We start from the raw sequence: 19,831 nt of genomic DNA on the forward strand, positions 1-19,831 counted from the left end.
CTGTGGATTGCCACGGCGCGCATGAACTAAATAATGCTATTCAAGCAAAACCCACCGTCAGGCTTCCGACCTTATGAGGTGGGTTTTCGCTTGCTACGAAACTTTTTGCGCAACCAACGGTAAAGCTTTCGCCCACTCAGTACAATACTGAGGATCGCAGCAATCCATCGGATTACATCAAGTAACGCCACAAGTTTGACCATCGACGTCACCCCCTTTCGGGAAGCTGCGCCGTGGTCTGGAAAACATCCACCGATATTCAAAAGTCCATAACATTAATTATAGCACGTATGTTCCCTTGCCTCTACCATTTATTTCATGTGTTAGTATGGACTCTCCTCTTACGCAGATATCGTGCCTTGGTATGACTCTATCTTAATATTTGTGTATAATATGGAAATAGAGGAAGGGCAAGGTGGATGTGAATGCGTGTGATTCGGACTCAATTGAGTATGTATCCCAAGTGGCTGACTGCAGTTTTTATAGTGTTTGTCATCAATTTTGTATTAGCAGTGACGATATTTCTCAACTTTACGTTGATGGTGGCTGATCTGGCTATGCTTTTTGCTGCATATAGTATTCGGGAATATAAATACAACAAAATATATTTTAGTTTATGCCTTTTATTAAGTATCAGTTTTGTTATCCTTACTATCAGGACATTTCCCATTTAATTTAGAGTACACAATGTTTGGTGATGAACCACCCTTGCCTACATGATCCAATCATGGGTAAAGGTGGTTTTTTTCTTGCGAAATTGTCATCGGGGTTAATCAGTTTGTTACGTTAGAACCATCAAATTTGGGTAAAACCATAGAAGGAGGTGTTACGATGACAACCAAGAGTACAATGACATGGAAACGGATTGGTGCACTCGCATTATCGTTAACGCTGGCTTGGGGGATGGGTCCGGTACATACGCTATCAGGTGCTAACGCTGCATCCTCACAGGCATGTGGAAAGGGAGATCATGGACTATCTGCTACACTGAAAAAAGGTAGTGGTGTGGAAGAGCAACACCTGCAATTTACGGACATTGATTTTCTTAATGATACGACTGGACGAGCTGGGGGTGAGGGCTTCCTGATCGGTACCTCGAATGCAGGATGTACGTGGCAGTCCATATATACCGGGCAGTGGCAATTCACACAGCTTGATTTTCCGAATAATGTGAACGGATATGCGCTGGCGCGAGTGAAGGATTCACCTGCAACCTATCTGATCCGTACCCATGATGGGGGATCGCACTGGACGCGGCTCGATACGCCGGGCATTCAATTCAAGCGAATTGATTTTCGCAATAAAGATGTAGGTTATGGTTACACCTATAATGGTGCATATCAGACGAAGGATGGCGGGGTAACCTGGAATAAAATGAATACACCTGCCAACACGCGTGTAGCTGCCTTTGCAACAGAGAAACAAGGGTATGCCGTCGTGGTTGTACCTGGATCGGGATATCATCTGAAGCAAACGAGTGATGGCGGCAAGAACTGGACAACCTCTCTTCGAGTTGTCTCAGACACATGGAGCGGAGCGGATCTGTATGCACATGGCCAACAAGTATGGGCCCTTTTGTATGGTGATGCAGGCATGTCCCAACAATCGTACTCCCTCTATGCGAGCGGTAATCAAGGCAAGAACTGGACCCAAGTATTTGCGCAATCCACAGCAGGGGGAGGTCCTGCACCGGGTACAAACAGTACGGGCAAAGGAAATGGACCAGCCAACCCGGGTGGTCATCCCGGCAACATAGCGTTGATTGGTAATCAGACGGCGTATCTGTCTGCAGGTTCACCCGCAGCTGGCAAAGTGGGTATTGGACGTTCTTATGATACAGGTTCCACGTGGAAAAATATTGACCTGAAAGATCCGGGATACAGTTCCCGTATCTCGTTCCCATCGGCCAAGACGGGTTGGCTCGTAGTCACAAGTGATAACTCTCCTGCGATCTATCAGACTATAGATGGTGGAACGACGTGGACACAAAAAATGTTGTTGCCTTCAGAGCAGGATTAAGTAGCCTGTTATTCTGAAATAATAAACGGGCAAATCCAAATTAGAAATGTATAAAAATCAATTTGGTAAGTCTCTGTATGAATTTCTATAACAAACAAGCCTCTTCCTAATCAATTACACAGGAAGAGGCTTGTTTGTGTAGAAATAAAAACGGTTGAAACCTACTCTAAAACGAGTTATTGTAAGCGATAACAATACATTATATGGAGGTTGAAATCATGGTTAATGTTATTTTAAAGGCAGATTCGGATCAAGGATTAATAAATCGCAATATATATGGTCATTTTTCCGAACACTTGGGACGTTGTATTTATGAGGGTTTGTGGGTAGGAGAAGATTCACCTCTTCCGAATACGGATGGGATTCGAAATGATGTATTGACGGCCTTGCAGAAGCTTAATATTCCAGTACTTCGCTGGCCAGGCGGTTGTTTTGCCGATGAATATCACTGGAAAGATGGTGTGGGTCCGAAGAGTAAGCGTGCTCGTATGATCAATACACACTGGGGCGGTGTGGAAGAGAACAATCACTTTGGTACACATGAATTCTTGAGATTATGTGAGTTGCTCGGCACGGAGCCATATATCAGTGGCAACCTGGGTAGCGGTACAGTGCAGGAGATGCAGGAATGGGTGGAGTACATCACGTTTGACGGCGAATCGCCGATGGCGAACTGGCGTAAGAGTAACGGTAGGGAAGAACCGTGGAAAATGAAGTATTTTGGCGTGGGAAATGAGAACTGGGGATGCGGCGGCAATATGCGTCCTGAATATTATGCGGATGAATATCGTCGGTATGCTACATATGTACGTAACTATTCCGGGAACGAGATTTATAAAATCGCTTGTGGACCCAACGAAGGCAACTATGAATGGATGGAAGTCCTGATGCGGGAGGCTGCTCGCTTTATGGATGGAATCAGTCTTCATTATTACACCATCCCTACAGGAGAGTGGAATGATAAAGGCGCAGCTACAGGATTTGGCGAGGCTGAATGGTTCACTACCTTGAAAAAGACGCTCCATATGGATGAATTACTGGTGAAGCACTCCGAGATTATGGACAAATATGATCCAGAGGGCAGAGTCGGCATTATTGTGGATGAATGGGGCACGTGGTATAACGTTGAGCCGGGAACCAATCCAGGGTTCCTGTATCAACAGAATACGATGCGGGACGCTGTGCTTGCAGGTGTTAACCTGAATATTTTCAACCAACATAATAAACGGGTACACATGGCAAATCTTGCGCAGATCGTCAATGTGCTTCAATCGCTTGTGCTCACGGAAGGGGACAAAATGCTCCTGACCCCTACGTACCATGTATTTGATATGTATCAGGTCCATATGGATGCACAGCGACTGGATTTGAATTATGAAAGCCCAGGATACACATTCGGAGAAGAGACCATTCCGCAGCTCAGCTTATCAGCTTCCCGCAACAAGGATGGGGTCATTCATGTGACAGCTTGTAATCTGAGTCACACGGATGAGTTGGAAGTTGTGTGTCAGCTGGACGCAACTCAAGCGGCTAAAGTAACCGGGCAGATTATGCACCATACTGATTTTGGTGCATTCAATACCTTTGAACAGCCGAATCATGTTCAGCCTGTAGCGTGGGATGGAATCACACTGGAGAATAACACACTGCGTTTTGTCCTTCCACCAGCATCGGTTGGGGTGCTCGCTGTCGAGGGTTAATGCATGAAAAGGCAGGAACCTTGCAAAGGCTGTAATGATCAGTACGATGTGAAGATTAGCGATGCCAAAATGGCCAGACTTGTGGAGATTGCCTCACGTTCGCGTCCGACGGTACAGGATGAGGAATATGAACGTCGGCTATCCATCTGCTCTGCTTGTCCGGGATTGCAATATGGCACAACTTGTCGGCATTGTGGTTGTCTCGTACAGGTGCGAGCGAAGCTGAGTGAGTCGACATGTCCTTTTCCTTATGAATCCCAATGGGCCTGATCGGAGGAACGAATCTTATTATAATGAAGCAAAAGGGAGTTGCACTTTACAGGTGCGGCTCTTCTTTTTTGGCTTGATGAGGAAAAAACTCTGAATTTGGATTTGAATTGAGCGAGGGAACTGGATATAGTTATACAGTAGAGTGTAGGATAGCGAGCTATCCGGGAATATGAGCGCGTATAGCGACACAACAATACGGGAAGGGCTGTTCTCACCAGCCGTGCCTGATTTTGCGTCGCCTCGAATATAATGGAGGTTAACATTCATGTCGAACATGCGACCGGTACACATCCGGCTGCACAGCCGTTATGAAGGTGAAGATGTGCTGCAGGAAATGCAGGGTGAAGCCGTGTTAAAAGGGTCTGTTCTTTATGTTCGTTATGAAGAACCGCAGGTTGGACCTGAGGGAGGTACAACCCGTACAACATTGAAGCTGGGCGGACAATCCATCAAGATTATACGTCATGGTGAGGTGGAATCGGAGCAGACTTTTGAGTTGAATCGGAAGCTTCCTGGTTTCTACCGATCACCATACATGTCGTTTGCCCTGTCCACGCATACACAGAAGCTGGAACTTTCCATTCAGGGATTGAGCGCACGCGCAGCGTGGAGCTACGACTTTTACCGCTTTGATGAAGAATCTGGACATTTCGCGATTAGTTTGCATATACAGGAGGAACCAATTTCATGACACGTAATCCACTAGATACGATTAACGAACGGGTAAGTACGGCCATCGGCAACGCCATTGTGACGGCCGGAATTGTTACGCAGGACGAATTGCCAGCCATCACATTGGAAGTGCCGCGTGAGAAGACACACGGAGACTTGGCGACCAATGCTGCCATGCAGCTGACCAAGATTGCCAAGCGCAATCCTCGTCAGATTGCTGAAGAGATCATTGCCAATCTGAATCTGGCTGAAGCAGGAATCGAGAAGGCTGAGATTGCGGGCCCAGGATTCATTAACTTCAAATTGGACAAGAGTTACCTTTATCCAGTACTTGCGCTTGTGCAGGAGCAGGGTAAAGATTACGGAAGAATTAACATCGGAGAAGGACGCAAAGTCGAGATGGAGTTTGTCAGTGCCAACCCGACAGGCAGCCTGCATCTGGGTCATGCCCGTGGAGCAGCTGTAGGTGATGCACTATGTAACATCCTTGACTACGCAGGATATGATGTAACCCGTGAATACTATATTAATGACGCAGGTAATCAGGTGTTTAATCTGGCTCGTTCCATTGAAGCTCGTTATCTGCAAGAGCTGGGTCAGGATGCTGAGATGCCTGAAGACGGTTATCACGGTGAAGATATTAAAGGATTCGCCAAGCAGCTTGTTGCTGAAAAGGGTGACGAATTGCTGTCCATGCATCCGGGTGACCGTGCGGCTTATTTCCGTGACTTTGGTCTGGAGAAGGAACTGGACAAGATCAAACGTGACTTGAATCGCTTCCGTGTTAACTTTGACATCTGGTTCAGCGAAACTTCCCTGTACGATAACGGAGAAGTGCTGCGAGTGCTTGATGAATTGCGTGACCGTAATGAGATCTATGAGCAAGATGGAGCAACTTGGTTGAAAACGATGCAGTACGGTGACGACAAAGAACGTGTATTGATCAAGAACGATGGCACGTATACTTACCTGACGCCAGATATTGCTTATCACCGCGACAAATATGCTCGTGGATACGACACGATGATCAACATCTGGGGTGCCGATCACCATGGATATATTCCACGGATGAAAGCCGCGATGCAAGCACTGGGTAATGACCCTGAGAAACTGGTGGTCTTGATTGCACAGATGGTGAGCTTGTTCCAGAACGGTGAAAAAGTGAAGATGTCCAAGCGTACAGGTAAAGCTGTAACGATGGAAGATCTGATGGATGAAGTCGGCATTGATGCCATCCGTTACTTCTTCACAATGCGCAGCATGGACTCCCATCTGGACTTTGACATGGACCTTGCGATTTCGACATCCAATGAGAATCCGGTATTCTACGTACAATACGCGCATGCCCGTGTATGTAGCGTATACCGTCAGGCTGAAGAACAAGGTATTGAACTGTTGCCACTGGCACAGATTGACCTGTCCAAGCTGACAACAGAGCACGAGTATGACCTTCTCCGCAAAATGGGAGAGTTGCCTGAGGAAATCTCGGCAGCAGCAACAGGATATGCGCCTCATCGTATCATCCGTTATGTATACGAGTTGGCATCCCTGTTCCACAGCTACTACCGTGCAGAACGTGTCATTACGGAAGACACGCAGCAAACTCAAGCACGTCTGGCACTGATCGGTGCTGTACGTACCGTTATCGCAACAGCGCTTCGTCTGGTAGGCGTAACCGCTCCTGACAAAATGTAAATTCCAGGCTAGCGGCACATCCGCCGCTCTGCCTAACAAAAAAGTCTCCAAGTCCACGTTGCAACTGCAACGTGGTACATGGAGACTTTTTTTATTGTGTACCCGGAGTTGAAGAAAACGAAATGCCTGACCCATCCAAGGCACACTAGCCTGCTCTGACATCACAGTGGGCGTAACCTAGAGTTTCAGCCGCTACGTAATACTCCCTCGTGCGTACTGCCTGGTCCGGGCTACTGCGTTTCGCCACGAAGCCTCAATCAAGTTCGGCTGACGGCTGACAGAGCTGGCTCACTCCCCGCCCTCCTGCATTAGCTTCAGGGCATCAATCTCACCACCACGCACCTTGCTCTTTGCTGTGGTAGTCTTGCGAGCACGCAAAGGGATCGTAGCACGTTTGACGAGTGTCTTGATTTCACTAGGGGATAACCCCGGATGTTTGGAGAGCAGCAAGGCGATAGCGCCACTCACATGGGACGTCGCCATGGATGTGCCGCTCATCTCGTGATGTTTGCCTTGTACCCAAGAGGAGACGATTTTATCACCGGGTGCATAGACATCCACATATGCGCCACGATTGCTGAAGGACGCAATACGTCTGTTTTTGTCGGTTGCCCCAACAGAGATGGTCTGGGGATACCGTGCAGGGTAATCAATACTGCGGCGTTTGCCGTCATTTCCTGACGAAGCAACAATAACGATTCCGGCATGGTACGCACGGTTGACAACGTCAAGAAGCGCCTTGCTACGTGTTTTCATGCCAAAGCTCATATTGATGATATCGACCTTGTTGCGTACACACCAGTCGATGCCAAGTACAATGTCGGATACATAAGCCGATCCGTTGTGGTCAAATGCTTTCACCGGATAGATCAGGGAGCGTGGAGCTACACCAATCATGCCTGCGGTACTGTTGGCTGCGGCGATGGTCCCTGCAATGTGGGTGCCATGTCCGTTATCATCATGAGGAAGCAGGCTGCGGTTTAACAGATTGATTCCACGTGCCAGTGAATAACGAAGATCAGGATGATGATAATCAGCACCTGTATCAATCACACCGATTTTAATCCGGTGTCCGGTAGACACAGACCATACTTTGGGCGCCCGAATCTGCTTCACTCCCCAGGGTATGCCTTGAGCATTGCTTGGTTTGCTGTGGAGTGCAGTGGCATGAAGGGAGATGGGAACGTCTTCTTCAATCGTAATTTCATCCCCATAGCGGTATAGGTCCTCCGGGCGTTGGACTGGAGCGATAATGGAACGAGCCAGTCGCGAGGAACGGACAGCCCCAAGGTCGGTGAATTCATTCCGCATTCGGGACAATTCCACAAGACAGGCCTCGTACTGCTGCGGTTTGGCAAATCGGATCAAATATCGCCCACCCTGTTCTGGTTCAGGGCGTCGCATTCCGTCAATCAATTGATGCAATAAACCAGTATAGTCCATAATGGGCAGCCCCCTTCGGGATGAACATGCTGAGGTATTCTATGAATGCGCTCATCCCGCCGCATGGGGAACTTGCCCTTTTTTTACAAAAACACATTCTCTTCGTGTCAAAACGGGCGCAGGGACATATGATGGATGGAGAGCTAGAGGGCTCTTGCGGGGAACCTGGTGAGGAGTAATCCTCCAAGGGTATACAGTCAGAAGGCGGAGGGGACTCCGTCTTTTTTATTATGGAGTTGTCTCTTTGGCAAAAGAGGATATTCCTGTGGGGTTGATGTCACTTCACGTTTAATATGTGGACATATTGTTGCTGCTCTCCGCATTTGCGTCACATCCGTACATAAAAACTTGCTTTTTAACGCTAAATAGGTTTTACTTAGGTTTGTTAATGGATATGTTATACGTAACAGTCCAGTTCGTAGGGGTTAAAAAGTGAATTTTGTGTGAGAGGAAGTGTCTGCAGTGAGTACCTCGCTCAATTTGAAAATTGATAAAGAAAAGGTAAAAGAGATCCCTTTGGTGGACCTTGCCTTTATGGTGCTGAAAGCGGCTAATACGCCGTATTACTATCGTGACTTAATGAATGAGGTAGCGAAGCAGCGCGGAATGACTGATGAAGAAATCAACGAGTTTATCGCCCAGCTATATACCGAGATTAATATCGATGGCCGTTTTGCTTGCGTCGGTACAAGTCTGTGGGGCTTAAAGCGCTGGTATCCGGTAGCTGGAACAGAAGATTCCATGACGGGTGCGAAGCGTCCGCGTATCATCAACGATGAAGACGATGATCTGGAAGATGAAGACTTCGGTGAAGAAGAAGACAGCTATAGCAGCGATGAAGGCTTTGACAGCACGGATAAAGACGAAGAAGAAGACGAAGAAGAGGAAGAAGAAGACGACATCTTTGACGAAGAAGACAGCGAAGAAGAAGTGCTGGTTGAAGATGACGATCTGGAAGATGAAGACCTCGAAGAAGACGAAGAAGAGTCCGAAAACGAGGATGAATTTGACGACGATTCTGATAATCGGTAGTCATTTTTGACGTCTATAATTTACCCGTTTCCCCGGAATAGTCAGCCTTGACAGCAGACGGGGTAACGGGTAAACTATTGCATGGGCTTATGAATGAGCGACAATATATTTATGTTTTTTATAGAAGGTGCCCCGTCCTGCGGGAGTACTTTTTTTTGTATTTTTAGAGGCATAATTTTGCAAAATGATTTTTTTCCGTATGCTCCCGGCCAACATTTCGTGGCCCGTTTTTGTATATCAAAAACACCAAATGGAATGAAGGCCATCGGAATATTTGCACCATTTTTTGCTGTAGAACAACGTGTATTTAAACCGACTTCGCAGAAAGAGCAGTTCGCAGATGCAGGGAATTTCTGCCATTGCTCTTTTTAACGATGATTACCTGGGAAACAGGTTACGATAACACCATATATCGCCTGAATTTCTGTACTTATATTAGGAGGGTAATAACAGTGACAAAGTATATTTTCGTGACGGGCGGAGTTGTGTCCTCCCTGGGCAAAGGGATTACGGCTGCTTCTCTGGGCAGATTGCTGAAAAACAGAGGGCTTAAGGTAACGATCCAGAAATTTGATCCATATATTAACATCGACCCGGGAACAATGAGTCCTTATCAGCACGGCGAGGTTTTTGTAACGGATGATGGCGCGGAAACGGATCTGGACCTTGGCCACTATGAACGTTTTATTGATATCAATCTCTCCAAAAACAGCAACGTCACGACTGGTAAAGTATACTCTTCCGTCATCAGCAAAGAGCGGCGCGGGGAATATCTGGGCGGAACGGTACAAGTTATTCCACACATTACGAACGAGATCAAAGAGCGTGTATTCCGCGCTGGACGTGAAGCGGGTTCGGATGTGGTTATTACGGAAATTGGTGGAACAGTGGGCGACATTGAGAGTTTGCCTTTCCTGGAAGCTATCCGTCAGATCAAGAGTGATGTAGGTCGCGACAATGTGATGTACATCCACGTAACACTTATTCCTTATATCAAAGCAGCTGGTGAAGTGAAAACAAAACCAACGCAACATAGTGTTAAGGAATTACGCAGCATCGGTATTCAACCGAATGTGATTGTATGCCGTACGGAGTATGAATTATCTAAAGACATGAAAGCCAAGATCGCTCTCTTCTGCGACATTGATGAAAATGCCGTGGTTGAATGTCGTGACGCAGACACGTTGTATCAAGTACCTTTGAACCTGCGTGAAGAAGGCTTGGATGAGATCGTGGTAAATCACCTGAAACTGACTACTCCTGCACCGGATATGAGCGAGTGGGAAGGGCTGGTTGACCGGATCAACAAGTTGGAGCATACAGTTGAGATCGCTATTGTTGGTAAATATGTAGCGTTGCATGATGCATACCTGAGTGTTGTTGAGTCGTTGTCTCATGCAGGATTTGCATCCAATGCTGATGTGAAAATTCGCTGGGTTCCTTCTGAAGATATTACGGATGAGAATGTAGGCGACTTGTTACATGGTATTGGGGGTATCCTTGTTCCTGGTGGATTCGGAGATCGTGGTATTGAAGGTAAAGTGTCGGCAATCGGTTATGCTCGTGAGAAACAAATTCCGTTCTTCGGTATTTGCCTGGGTATGCAGGTTTCCGTTATTGAGTATGCACGTTCCATCGTTGGCTTGAATGGTGCGAACAGTTCCGAAATTAATCCGGCTACGGAATTCCCTGTGATTGACCTGTTGCCTGAGCAAAAAGATATCGAGAATCTGGGTGGCACGATGCGTCTGGGTCTGTATCCTTGTAAGCTTCAGGAAGGTTCTTTGGCGATGGCTTGTTATGATGACGAGCTGGTGTATGAGAGACACCGTCACCGGTATGAGTTCAACAATGAATACCGTGAAACGATCGAAAAAGCAGGACTGGTTATCTCGGGTACATCCCCGGATGGACGTCTGGTTGAGATCGTGGAACTTCCAGGACACCCATGGTTCCTGGCGGTACAGTTCCATCCGGAATTCACTTCCCGTCCGAACCGTCCGCAACCATTGTTCCGTGATTTTGTAAAAGCTTCTCTGGAGAATGCGCAGAAGTAATAAATTTTTTGTGTTAACGTAATAGATATTGGGGATGTTCCTGGCAACCATAGCGGATGCCGGAACATCCTTTTTTTTCGTAAAAAGTGGGTGAAAATGCTTTTTGTCATTTTGTGAAGGTAGCAGGATTTTAATGGAAGAGGTAGAATACTTATCATGACGACTATGGGATAGTTATCCAGATTCGAAGGTGTGCATGCTTTCCTAATTCTAGGAGGTTACAGAGTGGAAGATAAAAAAGTTTTGATTGTTGATGACCAGAATGGTATTCGAATCCTGTTAATGGAAGTGTTCAGCAGTGAGGGGTATAACACGTTTCAAGCACCCAACGGCAAGGTTGCTCTGGAGATTGTGAATAATGACAAGCCTGACCTGGTATTGCTCGATATGAAGATTCCTGGGATGGACGGTCTGGAAATCCTGAAGCATATTAAAGAAATTGATCCGGGTATCAAGGTGATCATGATGACCGCTTATGGTGAACTGGACATGATTAAGGAAGCCACGGATCTCGGAGCGCTCATGCACTTTACGAAACCGTTTGATATCGACGAGATGCGAGTGGCTGTGAATATGCAACTTCGCAACGGTACCGCCAATAAATGCAGCTGAATCCTGTTGATACAGGATTTTTTTGCGTGTGGAGAACATACAAGGTACTTGGTGGGAAAATGAGGTATTTCACTCCTTTATCCGGGGAATATTGGAAATGGGGAAGTTATAAAGCGGTGTCTATGAAAACTGTGCTGCAAAGCACAGCATTTTTGCAAATGCTTGTTTAGTATTTGACATGGGATGTGGTATAATAAGCCCGTATGTGATTTCGGCTAAAAACCATAGACACAACCCAAACCCCTAGGAGGATTGAAACCATGCCATTAGTATCTATGACAGACATGTTGAACAAAGCACTTGAAGGAAAATATGCAGTTGGTCAATACAACATCAATAACCTTGAGTGGACTCAAGCGATTCTTGGTGCTGCTGAAGAAGAGAAATCCCCAGTAATCTTGGGTGTATCCGAAGGCGCAGCACGTCACATTGGTGGCTTCTACACTGTAGTTAAAATGGTAGAAGGACTCATTCACGACATGAAAATCACTGTTCCAGTTGCAATTCACCTGGACCACGGTTCAAGCTTCGACAAGTGTAAAGAAGCGATCGACGCTGGATTCACATCCGTAATGATCGACGGTTCCCACCACTCTATCGATGAGAACATCGAAATGACTAAAAAAGTTGTTGAATATGCACACGCTAAAGGCGTTTCTGTAGAAGCTGAAGTAGGTACTGTAGGCGGACAAGAAGACGACGTTATCGGCGGTATCATGTACGCTGACTTGAACGAGTGTATCCGTATCGTTAAAGAAACAGGTATCGATACATTGGCACCAGCTCTTGGTTCCGTACACGGTCCTTACCATGGCGAGCCTAACCTGGGCTTCAAAGAAATGGAAGAAGTTCGTGACGCGGTACAAGTTCCACTCGTATTGCACGGTGGTACAGGTATTCCTAAACACGACATCGACAAAGCCATTTCCCTGGGTACGTCCAAAATCAACGTAAACACAGAGAACCAAATTGCTTTTGCAAGAGTGGTTCGTGAAGTGCTTGCAGCTAAACCAGACGCTTACGATCCACGTACATTCATCGTACCAGGCCGTGAAGCAATTAAAGAAACCGTTAAAGGTAAAATCCGCGAGTTTGGTTCTAACAACAAAGCGTAATTTATCTTTACCAGTTCCATACTGTGAAATGGAAAAACACCGCCTAGCCGGTGTCTTTCCATTTTCACACCTTATTTCTACATCGGAAGCCAACAGCACGTATTGCCGTTCATCGGCTGCAAAACACGTAGGGGGACATTAAGCTTTATGGAAAAATTGATGATTAGTGGCGGACGTCCGTTACAGGGAACTGTAACTATAAGCGGCGCCAAGAACAGCGCCATTGCGCTTATTCCTGCAGCATTGCTTGCCGAGTCAGAAGTCGTGTTGGACAACCTGCCGCTTTTGAGTGACGTGGCGGTTTATGCAGAAATTTTGGAGGAACTCGGAGCACATGTGACTTGGGAAGGCAGTCAGATGAAGATTGACCCTTCTGACATCAAATCCATTCCTATGCCGAATGGTCCCGTGAAGAAGCTTCGTGCTTCGTATTATATGATGGGTGCATTGCTAGGGCGTTTCAAAGAAGCGACCATAGGTTTACCAGGGGGCTGTAATTTTGAGCCTCGTCCAATTGATCAACATATCAAAGGGTTTGAAGCGCTTGGCGCAACCGTAACAAACGAACATGGCTCCATTCATTTGCATGCCAAAGAGCTGCGCGGAGCAAAAATCTATCTTGATGTAAGCAGTGTCGGCGCAACCATTAATATCATGCTGGCGGCTACTCGTGCCAAAGGCTCTACAATTATCGAAAACGCGGCTAAAGAGCCTGAGATTATAGATGTAGCAACACTTCTGAATTCCATGGGTGCCAGCATCAAGGGTGCAGGTACCGAAACGATCCGTATTGAAGGGGTCTCGGAGCTTAAAGGCTGCCGTCATTCCATTATTCCGGACCGTATCCAAGCAGGTACGTATATGATCGCTGCAGCGGCGACGCGCGGAGATGTTCTGATTGACAATGTGATTCCCAAACATCTGGAAGCTTTAACGGCAAAGCTGCTAGAAATGGGTGTTGGCATTGAGGAATTGGATGAAAGTATACGTGTCATTGGTAAACCAAGCTATAACCATGTGGACGTGAAGGCACTTGTATATCCTGGTTTCCCAACGGATCTACAGTCACCAATGACCAGTGTTTTGACACAGGCAACTGGTGTGAGCGTCCTGAGCGACTTTGTATACAGTAATCGATTCAAGCATGTGCCTGAGTTAGTGCGGATGGGTGCAAAGATTCGAGTAGAAGGACGGTCAGCGATTATTGAAGGCAGTGCATTAAACGCGGCTAAAGTAAAAGCATCCGATCTTCGCGCTGGAGCAGCGCTGGTGATTGCAGGTCTCACCGTCAGTGAAGGTGTGACTGAAGTAACGGGGGTCGAATATATCGACCGCGGTTATGATCATCTGGTGACTAATCTGCGCCTGCTCGGTGCAGATGTATGGCGGGAAACTGATTAATAGGAAGCATTATGCATGATTCAGTCCTACACATGTTTATTTTAACTGAACTGCATATCTTTTTGATGATTAGGTAAACCTGTTTTAATAGAGTTCTCAGTCTCTCCGGCATAAGACGAAATGTTTCTGTTTCCTTTACCGGAGGATCTTTTTTTGAAATAAACTTCATATGGCTTTAAGAACATCATTTCTCATCCCCAACCCCCGGTTTTGTTTGAACTGCGCTCCATAGCCGGTCTACCCGGATTGATCGCCTCAATGCAGCGTTCACTCAATAGCGGATATTGCCGAATGTTGGCCATCCCACCCGGAAACTTACACTCAAAGACAAGTATTTGCATTATAACGGTTACATTCCGTACAATGGACAGAAGGGATTGTGGCAGACGCCGCTCTCTATAGCCGGAACATCTAGCGAAACTATCCATTTCACACGGACTTATTAATTGAATAGGTGGTTATTATATGGATCTACAAATTTCCGATTTGGAAGAAATGAAACTAACGGACCTCTACAAACTGGCCAAAAAATATCAGATACCGTACTATGGTACGTTAAAAAAGAAAGAATTAATCTTTGCTATACTGCGTGCACAAGCTGAACAGAGTGGCCTGATGTTCATGCAAGGCGTACTCGAGATTCTACCTGAAGGTTACGGATTTCTTCGGCCGATCAACTACTTGCCAAGTACGGAAGACATCTACATCTCAGCTTCTCAGATTCGCAAGTTTGATCTAAGAACAGGTGACCTCGTATCAGGTAAGTGTAGAACGCCTAAGGAAAACGAGAGATACTTCGGTTTGTTGCAAGTCAACGCTGTAAATGGTGAGAATCCATCGGCGGCTGCAGAGCGACTTCACTTCCCGGCACTAACCCCACTGTATCCGCAGAAAAAACTGGTTCTCGAAACATCCCCCAACCATTTGTCCACACGAATTATGGATGTGCTCGCCCCGGTAGGATTGGGACAGCGCGGATTGATCGTAGCACCTCCCAAAGCGGGTAAAACGCTTCTCCTCAAAGAAATTGCCAACAGCATCTCAACTAACAATCCTGAAATTGAACTGTTTGTCCTGTTGATTGATGAACGTCCAGAGGAAGTAACGGATATGTCGCGTTCGGTAAAAGGGGAAGTTGTGGCTTCGACATTTGATGAACTGCCTGAGAATCATATCAAGGTGGCGGAATTGGTGCTTGAGCGTGCGCTTCGTCTGGTTGAGGCCAAAAAAGATGTTGTTATCCTGCTGGATAGCATTACGCGTCTCGCCCGTGCATATAACCTGGTTATTCCACCATCCGGTCGTACACTTAGTGGTGGTATTGATCCAGCTGCGTTCCATCGTCCGAAGCGTTTCTTCGGTTCTGCCCGGAATGTGGAGGAAGGCGGAAGCTTGACGATCCTGGCAACGGCATTAATTGATACGGGATCACGTATGGATGACGTCATTTATGAAGAGTTTAAGGGTACAGGTAACATGGAGCTCCATCTGGACCGTCGTCTGGCAGAGCGCCGCATATTCCCGGCGATCGACATTCGTCGTTCGGGTACACGTCGTGAAGAAGTGTTGCTGAGCAAGGAAGAGTTGGATACAATCTGGGCAATTCGTAAAAACATGAATGATTCCCATGACTTTGTTGAAGGATTCCTGAAAAAACTTCGTAACAGTAAGACAAATGCAGAGTTTTTGGCCGCATTTGATTCGGCTGGTAATAGCCCGACAAGCAATTCGGGTACAACAACAACCCGTCGCTCACCTAGACAGACAGCAACGTCAGGTACATCGACTTAAGTGTCGTTCGACCAATAACATACTTTTACAGCGTTGCTGTGAATTTTACAATACACTCGTCGTTAGGTTTAACCCATTAGATGTGAGGAGAACATCATGTATTTAGTATACGCAGATGAAAAAGGTAATGTATTTGATCATCCTTCCCTGTACGGGCTTGCCCGCAGTGGAGATATGATCGTTGAGATTATGGAGGATGAGTTGATTCCTCTGCCAGAAGGTGCAACGTTGGTTGGACTCCCGAGTACCCGGCCCATTGGTATGGACCCGGACACCGGTGAGATGCTGCCAATGCCATCAGACACACAGGCTGTAGGTGCGTTGCTTCCACAGGGATTCACTCGTTTGTGTCTCCCTGGTTATGTGAAGACGGATAAAGAGTATAAATTGCCGTTATTCGGCTATTCCGCAGTAGTTTGGAAAGATGGCGGTTTCTATGTCACCGCTTCGAAGTCGGATAGTCCTGAAAAATGGAATCCACTCAACTGTGATCGTGACGATGTGCGTTCCGGGGTCAAACGATTGACGGAGCAATACCCCGAGAACCGTCTTTACACCCATCTATCCAACTGTGCGCTTGGATATGAATGTCTAACTTCATCAAACACGTTCCTGAATCGTTGGGAAGGTGGAGTGCCGGTATCCTATTCTTGCAATGCGGGCTGTTTCGGGTGTATCTCCGAGCAACCGGATGATAGCGGCTTTGTTTCCCCGCAGACACGTATGAACTTCCGACCACGTGTGGATGAGATTGTGGAGGTTATGCTGGAACACCTGAAGACGCCGGAGTCCATCATTAGCTTTGGACAAGGTTGTGAAGGGGAGCCTTCCACGCAGGCCAAGCTGATTATTGAAGCGATTCGCGAAGTGCGTTCCGTAACGGACATGGGGTATATCAACATTAATACCAATGCCGGTCTGAATGATCACATTAGAGGTATTGTAGATGCTGGATTGGATCTGATGCGCGTAAGTACAATTAGTGCACTGGATGACCATTATAACGCTTACTATAAACCACGTGGTTATACCTTAGCCAATGTTGAGAAGTCGATGAAATACGCAGCGCAGCAGGGTGTATACACGTCCATTAACTATCTGATCTTCCCAGGCGTAACAGATCGTGAAGAAGAGATTGAGGCGATGATTGAGTTTGCAAGAAGAACCGATCTACGCTTGATTCAGATGCGTAATCTCAATATTGATCCAGAGAGCTATCTGGAATTAATTCCTCCTGCTCAAGGTGATATCTTGGGCATGAAGCAGATGATTGAGATCTTTGAAGACGAGTTGCCTGGTGTTGTGATTGGATCGTATACTCATGTTCCACCCGCTGGAATGGCACGTCCAAAACGGTTGATTACCTCTTAACAATAATGGATTGCAACAGGCGCAAGGTCGTGTTATAATCTCAGGGTTGTGCCATTTACTCTGGGTCCGCTTGAGGCTCAGGGCGGAAAGAGGTGAAAGGTAATGAAAGAAGCAATTCATCCTAATTACACGATTGGTCAAGTATCTTGCGCTTGCGGGAATACTTTTGAGACAGGTTCGGTTAAAGACGGACTTCGTGTAGAGATTTGCTCCGCGTGCCACCCGTTCTTCACAGGTAAACAGAAGTTTATCGATGCTGGCGGCCGTGTTGATCGTTTCAAAAAGAAATACGGAATCTAATTGGACAATTCTTGGAGTTGTCTGCTAATTGCATCCAACACACCCCTGCTGATCTGGCAGGGGTTTTTTATATGTTATATGTAAGCAAAGTCGCATTCACGTTCCTCTGGTTGCAATTTGGATAACCTTACGTTATACTATTTCTTACCGTGCTAGATGGGGAGGTAGCGGTGCCCTGTAACTCGCAATCCGCTATAGCGAGGTTGAATTCCTGCTAGAGGTTTTGCCGATGTGAGGTTTGGTCCCTAAACGTGGTGTTGACGGTTGGGTCCTCCGCAATGAGTACTCATGAACCTGGTCAGGTCCGGAAGGAAGCAGCCATAAGTGAGATCACTCTTGTGCCGGAGGGTTGCCTAGCCCGAGCTATTGTTCAGGGGTGCCACTTGGATCGCAAATATCGATAGCAGGTGCACGGCTTACCTTTTAAATGTAGAGACCTTTGCAGTTGTATGTATGCAGAGGTCTTTTTGATATGTCTTAATAAACCACGCATGAATGAGTCAGATAAAGTTTGGATTCACCCTAGAATATAGTATAATAGGGGAACGACAAAGGACTCGAATGCGAAGTGGAAGGAAGGTAACGCATCATGGAGCATATCGCGTTATACCGGGCTTGGCGTCCCCAGTCGTTTCAAGATATGGTGGGGCAACAGCATATTATTCAGACCTTGCAGAACGCGATTCGTGAACAGCGGACTTCCCATGCCTACTTATTTAGCGGGCCCAGAGGAACGGGAAAGACAAGTGCCGCCAAGATTTTGGCCAAAGCTGTGAACTGCGAACGTGGGCCTGCGCCTGAACCTTGTAACGAGTGTGAAGCTTGCCGCAGAATTACGACTGGCGCTGTGATGGATGTGCAAGAGATTGATGCTGCATCCAATCGGGGCGTTGAAGAAATCCGTGATCTTCGGGAAAAGGTTAAATATGCGCCAACCGAAGTCCGGCAGAAAGTCTATATTATTGATGAAGTGCACATGCTGACAACGGAGGCATTCAATGCTTTGCTCAAAACATTGGAAGAGCCACCACCACATGTGATGTTTATTTTGGCAACAACGGAACCGCACCGCCTTCCGGCTACCATTATATCGCGCTGTCAGCGATTTGATTTTCGCCGGGTATCCCTGGAAGAGCAGACAGCAAGACTTACACTGATCTGTGAACAGGAAGGCATGGAAGCTGACCAGGATGCGCTCCAATACATTGCCCGGTTATCGGACGGTGGAATGAGGGATGCACTTAGTGTGCTGGATCAGATCTCTTCATTTACGGATGGACGAGTAACGTACCAGCAGGTCATGGACATGACGGGTGGAATTGCTTCAGAGCAATTTGCCAAATTGGCTGCTTCGCTGCTCAAGGGTGATGTTGGTCATATTTTGCAGATGATTGAAGGTTTCATGCATGAAGGAAAGAGTGCAGACAAGTGCATGGAGAATTTACTGTATTATTTCCGTGATTTGCTTATGATTAAGATGGTACCTGATGCAGATAAACTGACGGACCGGGTACTTAATCCGGAGTCTTTCCGTGATATGGCGGAGTCATTCACCAGGGAACAACTATTCCACATGATTGACACCCTTAATCGGTACCAGAGTGAAATGAAATATGCAGTACAACCACAGACATTATTTGAAGTTGCATTGCTTAAACTGTGTAGTATTCCAGCTCAAGGTGAGGCTTCTGTTCAGGTGGGATCTTCAGCTCATGCAGCACCTGCTGATGGGGGAGAGATCAACCGCTTGAAGCAGCAGCTTGCTGAGTTGGAGAAGAAGTTGGATCGTGCACTGAAAAGTGGTTTGTCTGGTGGAGAAGGTTCATCGAGTGCTCCATCTCGCCCGGCAACAAGAGCGCCGGTATCGAGAGGCAATTCGCCTGCGAAGCTTCCTGCACAGTTGGATCAGTATGTTGCACGCAAGGGAGCTCCTGAGTTCGCAGATATCAGCAAAAAATGGAGCCAGATCCTGCAACGAGTGAAGGAAGAGAGGGTTACCGTTCACGCCTGGTTTGTGGATGGTGAGCCGGTATCATTGCTTGAAGACAATGTGTTGGTTGCTTTTAAAAACAACATTCACCGTGAAACGACGGAGAAGCAGGCTAACCGTGAAGTCATTGAGCGGGTGTTGTCCGAACAACTTGGGCGTCCGGCACGATTGGTGACGATGATGCTCAAAGATTGGACCGGGGCAATGGAGGGAGCTTCTGAAGCGCCAAAGGAGGACTTTAAGCTTGAACCTGAGCATGAAGACGGCGGTTCAGGCAACAAACAGCCTTGGATTGATGAAGCGATCCAGCTCTTTGGTGAGGATCTTGTAGTGATCAAAGAATAATGCGCATAGCGCGATAAC

At 46.8% G+C, this 19,831-nt stretch carries 17 protein-coding genes and 1 other RNA gene; 16 read left to right on the forward strand and 2 right to left on the reverse strand.

Annotated elements, in window-relative coordinates:
- Positions 1-71: 71 nt before the first annotated feature.
- On the reverse strand, positions 72-203 hold the full coding sequence (locus MHI52_RS00565; protein ID WP_017691304.1) for a hypothetical protein: 132 nt from the start codon (positions 201-203) through the stop codon (positions 72-74).
- Positions 204-831: 628 nt separating this feature from the next.
- Between MHI52_RS00565 and MHI52_RS00570 the strand changes: the two genes are divergently transcribed.
- From MHI52_RS00570 to argS, 5 genes are all read left to right on the forward strand, one after another.
- Positions 832-2,019 carry a WD40/YVTN/BNR-like repeat-containing protein gene (locus MHI52_RS00570; RefSeq protein ID WP_405158257.1) on the forward strand — a complete coding sequence of 396 codons (1,188 nt, stop codon included), beginning with the start codon at positions 832-834 and terminating at the stop codon, positions 2,017-2,019.
- 218 nt (positions 2,020-2,237) lie between these two features.
- On the forward strand, positions 2,238-3,719 hold the full coding sequence (locus tag MHI52_RS00575) for an alpha-N-arabinofuranosidase (RefSeq protein WP_282319745.1): 1,482 nt from the start codon (positions 2,238-2,240) through the stop codon (positions 3,717-3,719).
- Between the two features lie 3 nt (positions 3,720-3,722).
- Positions 3,723-3,989, forward strand: a complete 267-nt coding sequence (locus tag MHI52_RS00580; RefSeq protein ID WP_036667692.1) for a DUF6171 family protein — start codon at positions 3,723-3,725, stop codon at positions 3,987-3,989.
- A gap of 265 nt (positions 3,990-4,254) precedes the next feature.
- Positions 4,255-4,680: a DUF1934 domain-containing protein gene (locus MHI52_RS00585; RefSeq protein WP_017691299.1), complete on the forward strand. Its 426-nt coding sequence runs from the start codon at positions 4,255-4,257 to the stop codon at positions 4,678-4,680.
- Positions 4,677-6,356 carry an arginine--tRNA ligase gene (argS, locus tag MHI52_RS00590; RefSeq protein ID WP_036667693.1) on the forward strand — a complete coding sequence of 560 codons (1,680 nt, stop codon included), beginning with the start codon at positions 4,677-4,679 and terminating at the stop codon, positions 6,354-6,356. Before MHI52_RS00585 ends, argS begins: the two co-directional genes overlap by 4 nt.
- Positions 6,357-6,644: 288 nt before the next feature.
- Here argS and MHI52_RS00595 read toward each other — a convergent pair whose 3' ends face one another.
- The gene (locus tag MHI52_RS00595; RefSeq protein WP_036607270.1) at positions 6,645-7,799 is read right to left on the reverse strand and encodes a S8 family peptidase; all 1,155 of its coding nucleotides are present in this window, start codon (positions 7,797-7,799) and stop codon (positions 6,645-6,647) included.
- 462 nt (positions 7,800-8,261) lie between these two features.
- Between MHI52_RS00595 and rpoE the strand changes: the two genes are divergently transcribed.
- The 11 genes from rpoE (at position 8,262) to dnaX (ending at position 19,813) form a co-directional block, all read left to right on the forward strand.
- Positions 8,262-8,831, forward strand: a complete 570-nt coding sequence (gene rpoE, locus MHI52_RS00600) for a DNA-directed RNA polymerase subunit delta (RefSeq protein ID WP_047841137.1) — start codon at positions 8,262-8,264, stop codon at positions 8,829-8,831.
- A gap of 93 nt (positions 8,832-8,924) precedes the next feature.
- Complete coding sequence (locus MHI52_RS00605; protein WP_143781163.1) at positions 8,925-9,203, forward strand: hypothetical protein; 279 nt, start codon at positions 8,925-8,927, stop codon at positions 9,201-9,203.
- Positions 9,204-9,283: 80 nt separating this feature from the next.
- On the forward strand, positions 9,284-10,888 hold the full coding sequence (locus MHI52_RS00610; RefSeq protein ID WP_405158258.1) for a CTP synthase: 1,605 nt from the start codon (positions 9,284-9,286) through the stop codon (positions 10,886-10,888).
- A 225-nt stretch (positions 10,889-11,113) separates the two neighbouring features.
- Complete coding sequence (locus tag MHI52_RS00615) at positions 11,114-11,500, forward strand: response regulator (protein WP_017691292.1); 387 nt, start codon at positions 11,114-11,116, stop codon at positions 11,498-11,500.
- A 260-nt stretch (positions 11,501-11,760) separates the two neighbouring features.
- Complete coding sequence (gene fba / locus MHI52_RS00620; RefSeq protein WP_036607263.1) at positions 11,761-12,615, forward strand: class II fructose-1,6-bisphosphate aldolase; 855 nt, start codon at positions 11,761-11,763, stop codon at positions 12,613-12,615.
- 147 nt (positions 12,616-12,762) lie between these two features.
- Positions 12,763-14,016: a UDP-N-acetylglucosamine 1-carboxyvinyltransferase gene (locus MHI52_RS00625; protein ID WP_036607261.1), complete on the forward strand. Its 1,254-nt coding sequence runs from the start codon at positions 12,763-12,765 to the stop codon at positions 14,014-14,016.
- Positions 14,017-14,481: 465 nt separating this feature from the next.
- Positions 14,482-15,807 carry a transcription termination factor Rho gene (gene rho, locus MHI52_RS00630; RefSeq protein WP_036607258.1) on the forward strand — a complete coding sequence of 442 codons (1,326 nt, stop codon included), beginning with the start codon at positions 14,482-14,484 and terminating at the stop codon, positions 15,805-15,807.
- A 96-nt stretch (positions 15,808-15,903) separates the two neighbouring features.
- Positions 15,904-17,178 carry a radical SAM protein gene (locus MHI52_RS00635; protein WP_036607256.1) on the forward strand — a complete coding sequence of 425 codons (1,275 nt, stop codon included), beginning with the start codon at positions 15,904-15,906 and terminating at the stop codon, positions 17,176-17,178.
- Between the two features lie 102 nt (positions 17,179-17,280).
- Positions 17,281-17,478, forward strand: a complete 198-nt coding sequence (gene rpmE, locus MHI52_RS00640; RefSeq protein ID WP_036607255.1) for a 50S ribosomal protein L31 — start codon at positions 17,281-17,283, stop codon at positions 17,476-17,478.
- A gap of 147 nt (positions 17,479-17,625) precedes the next feature.
- Positions 17,626-17,893: signal recognition particle sRNA large type (gene ffs / locus MHI52_RS00645), an RNA gene on the forward strand.
- A gap of 174 nt (positions 17,894-18,067) precedes the next feature.
- Positions 18,068-19,813: a DNA polymerase III subunit gamma/tau gene (gene dnaX, locus MHI52_RS00650; protein WP_405158259.1), complete on the forward strand. Its 1,746-nt coding sequence runs from the start codon at positions 18,068-18,070 to the stop codon at positions 19,811-19,813.
- Positions 19,814-19,831 lie beyond the last annotated feature (18 nt).

The organism is Paenibacillus sp. FSL H8-0283 (assembly GCF_045040675.1).
Lineage (GTDB): Bacteria > Bacillota > Bacilli > Paenibacillales > Paenibacillaceae > Paenibacillus > Paenibacillus amylolyticus.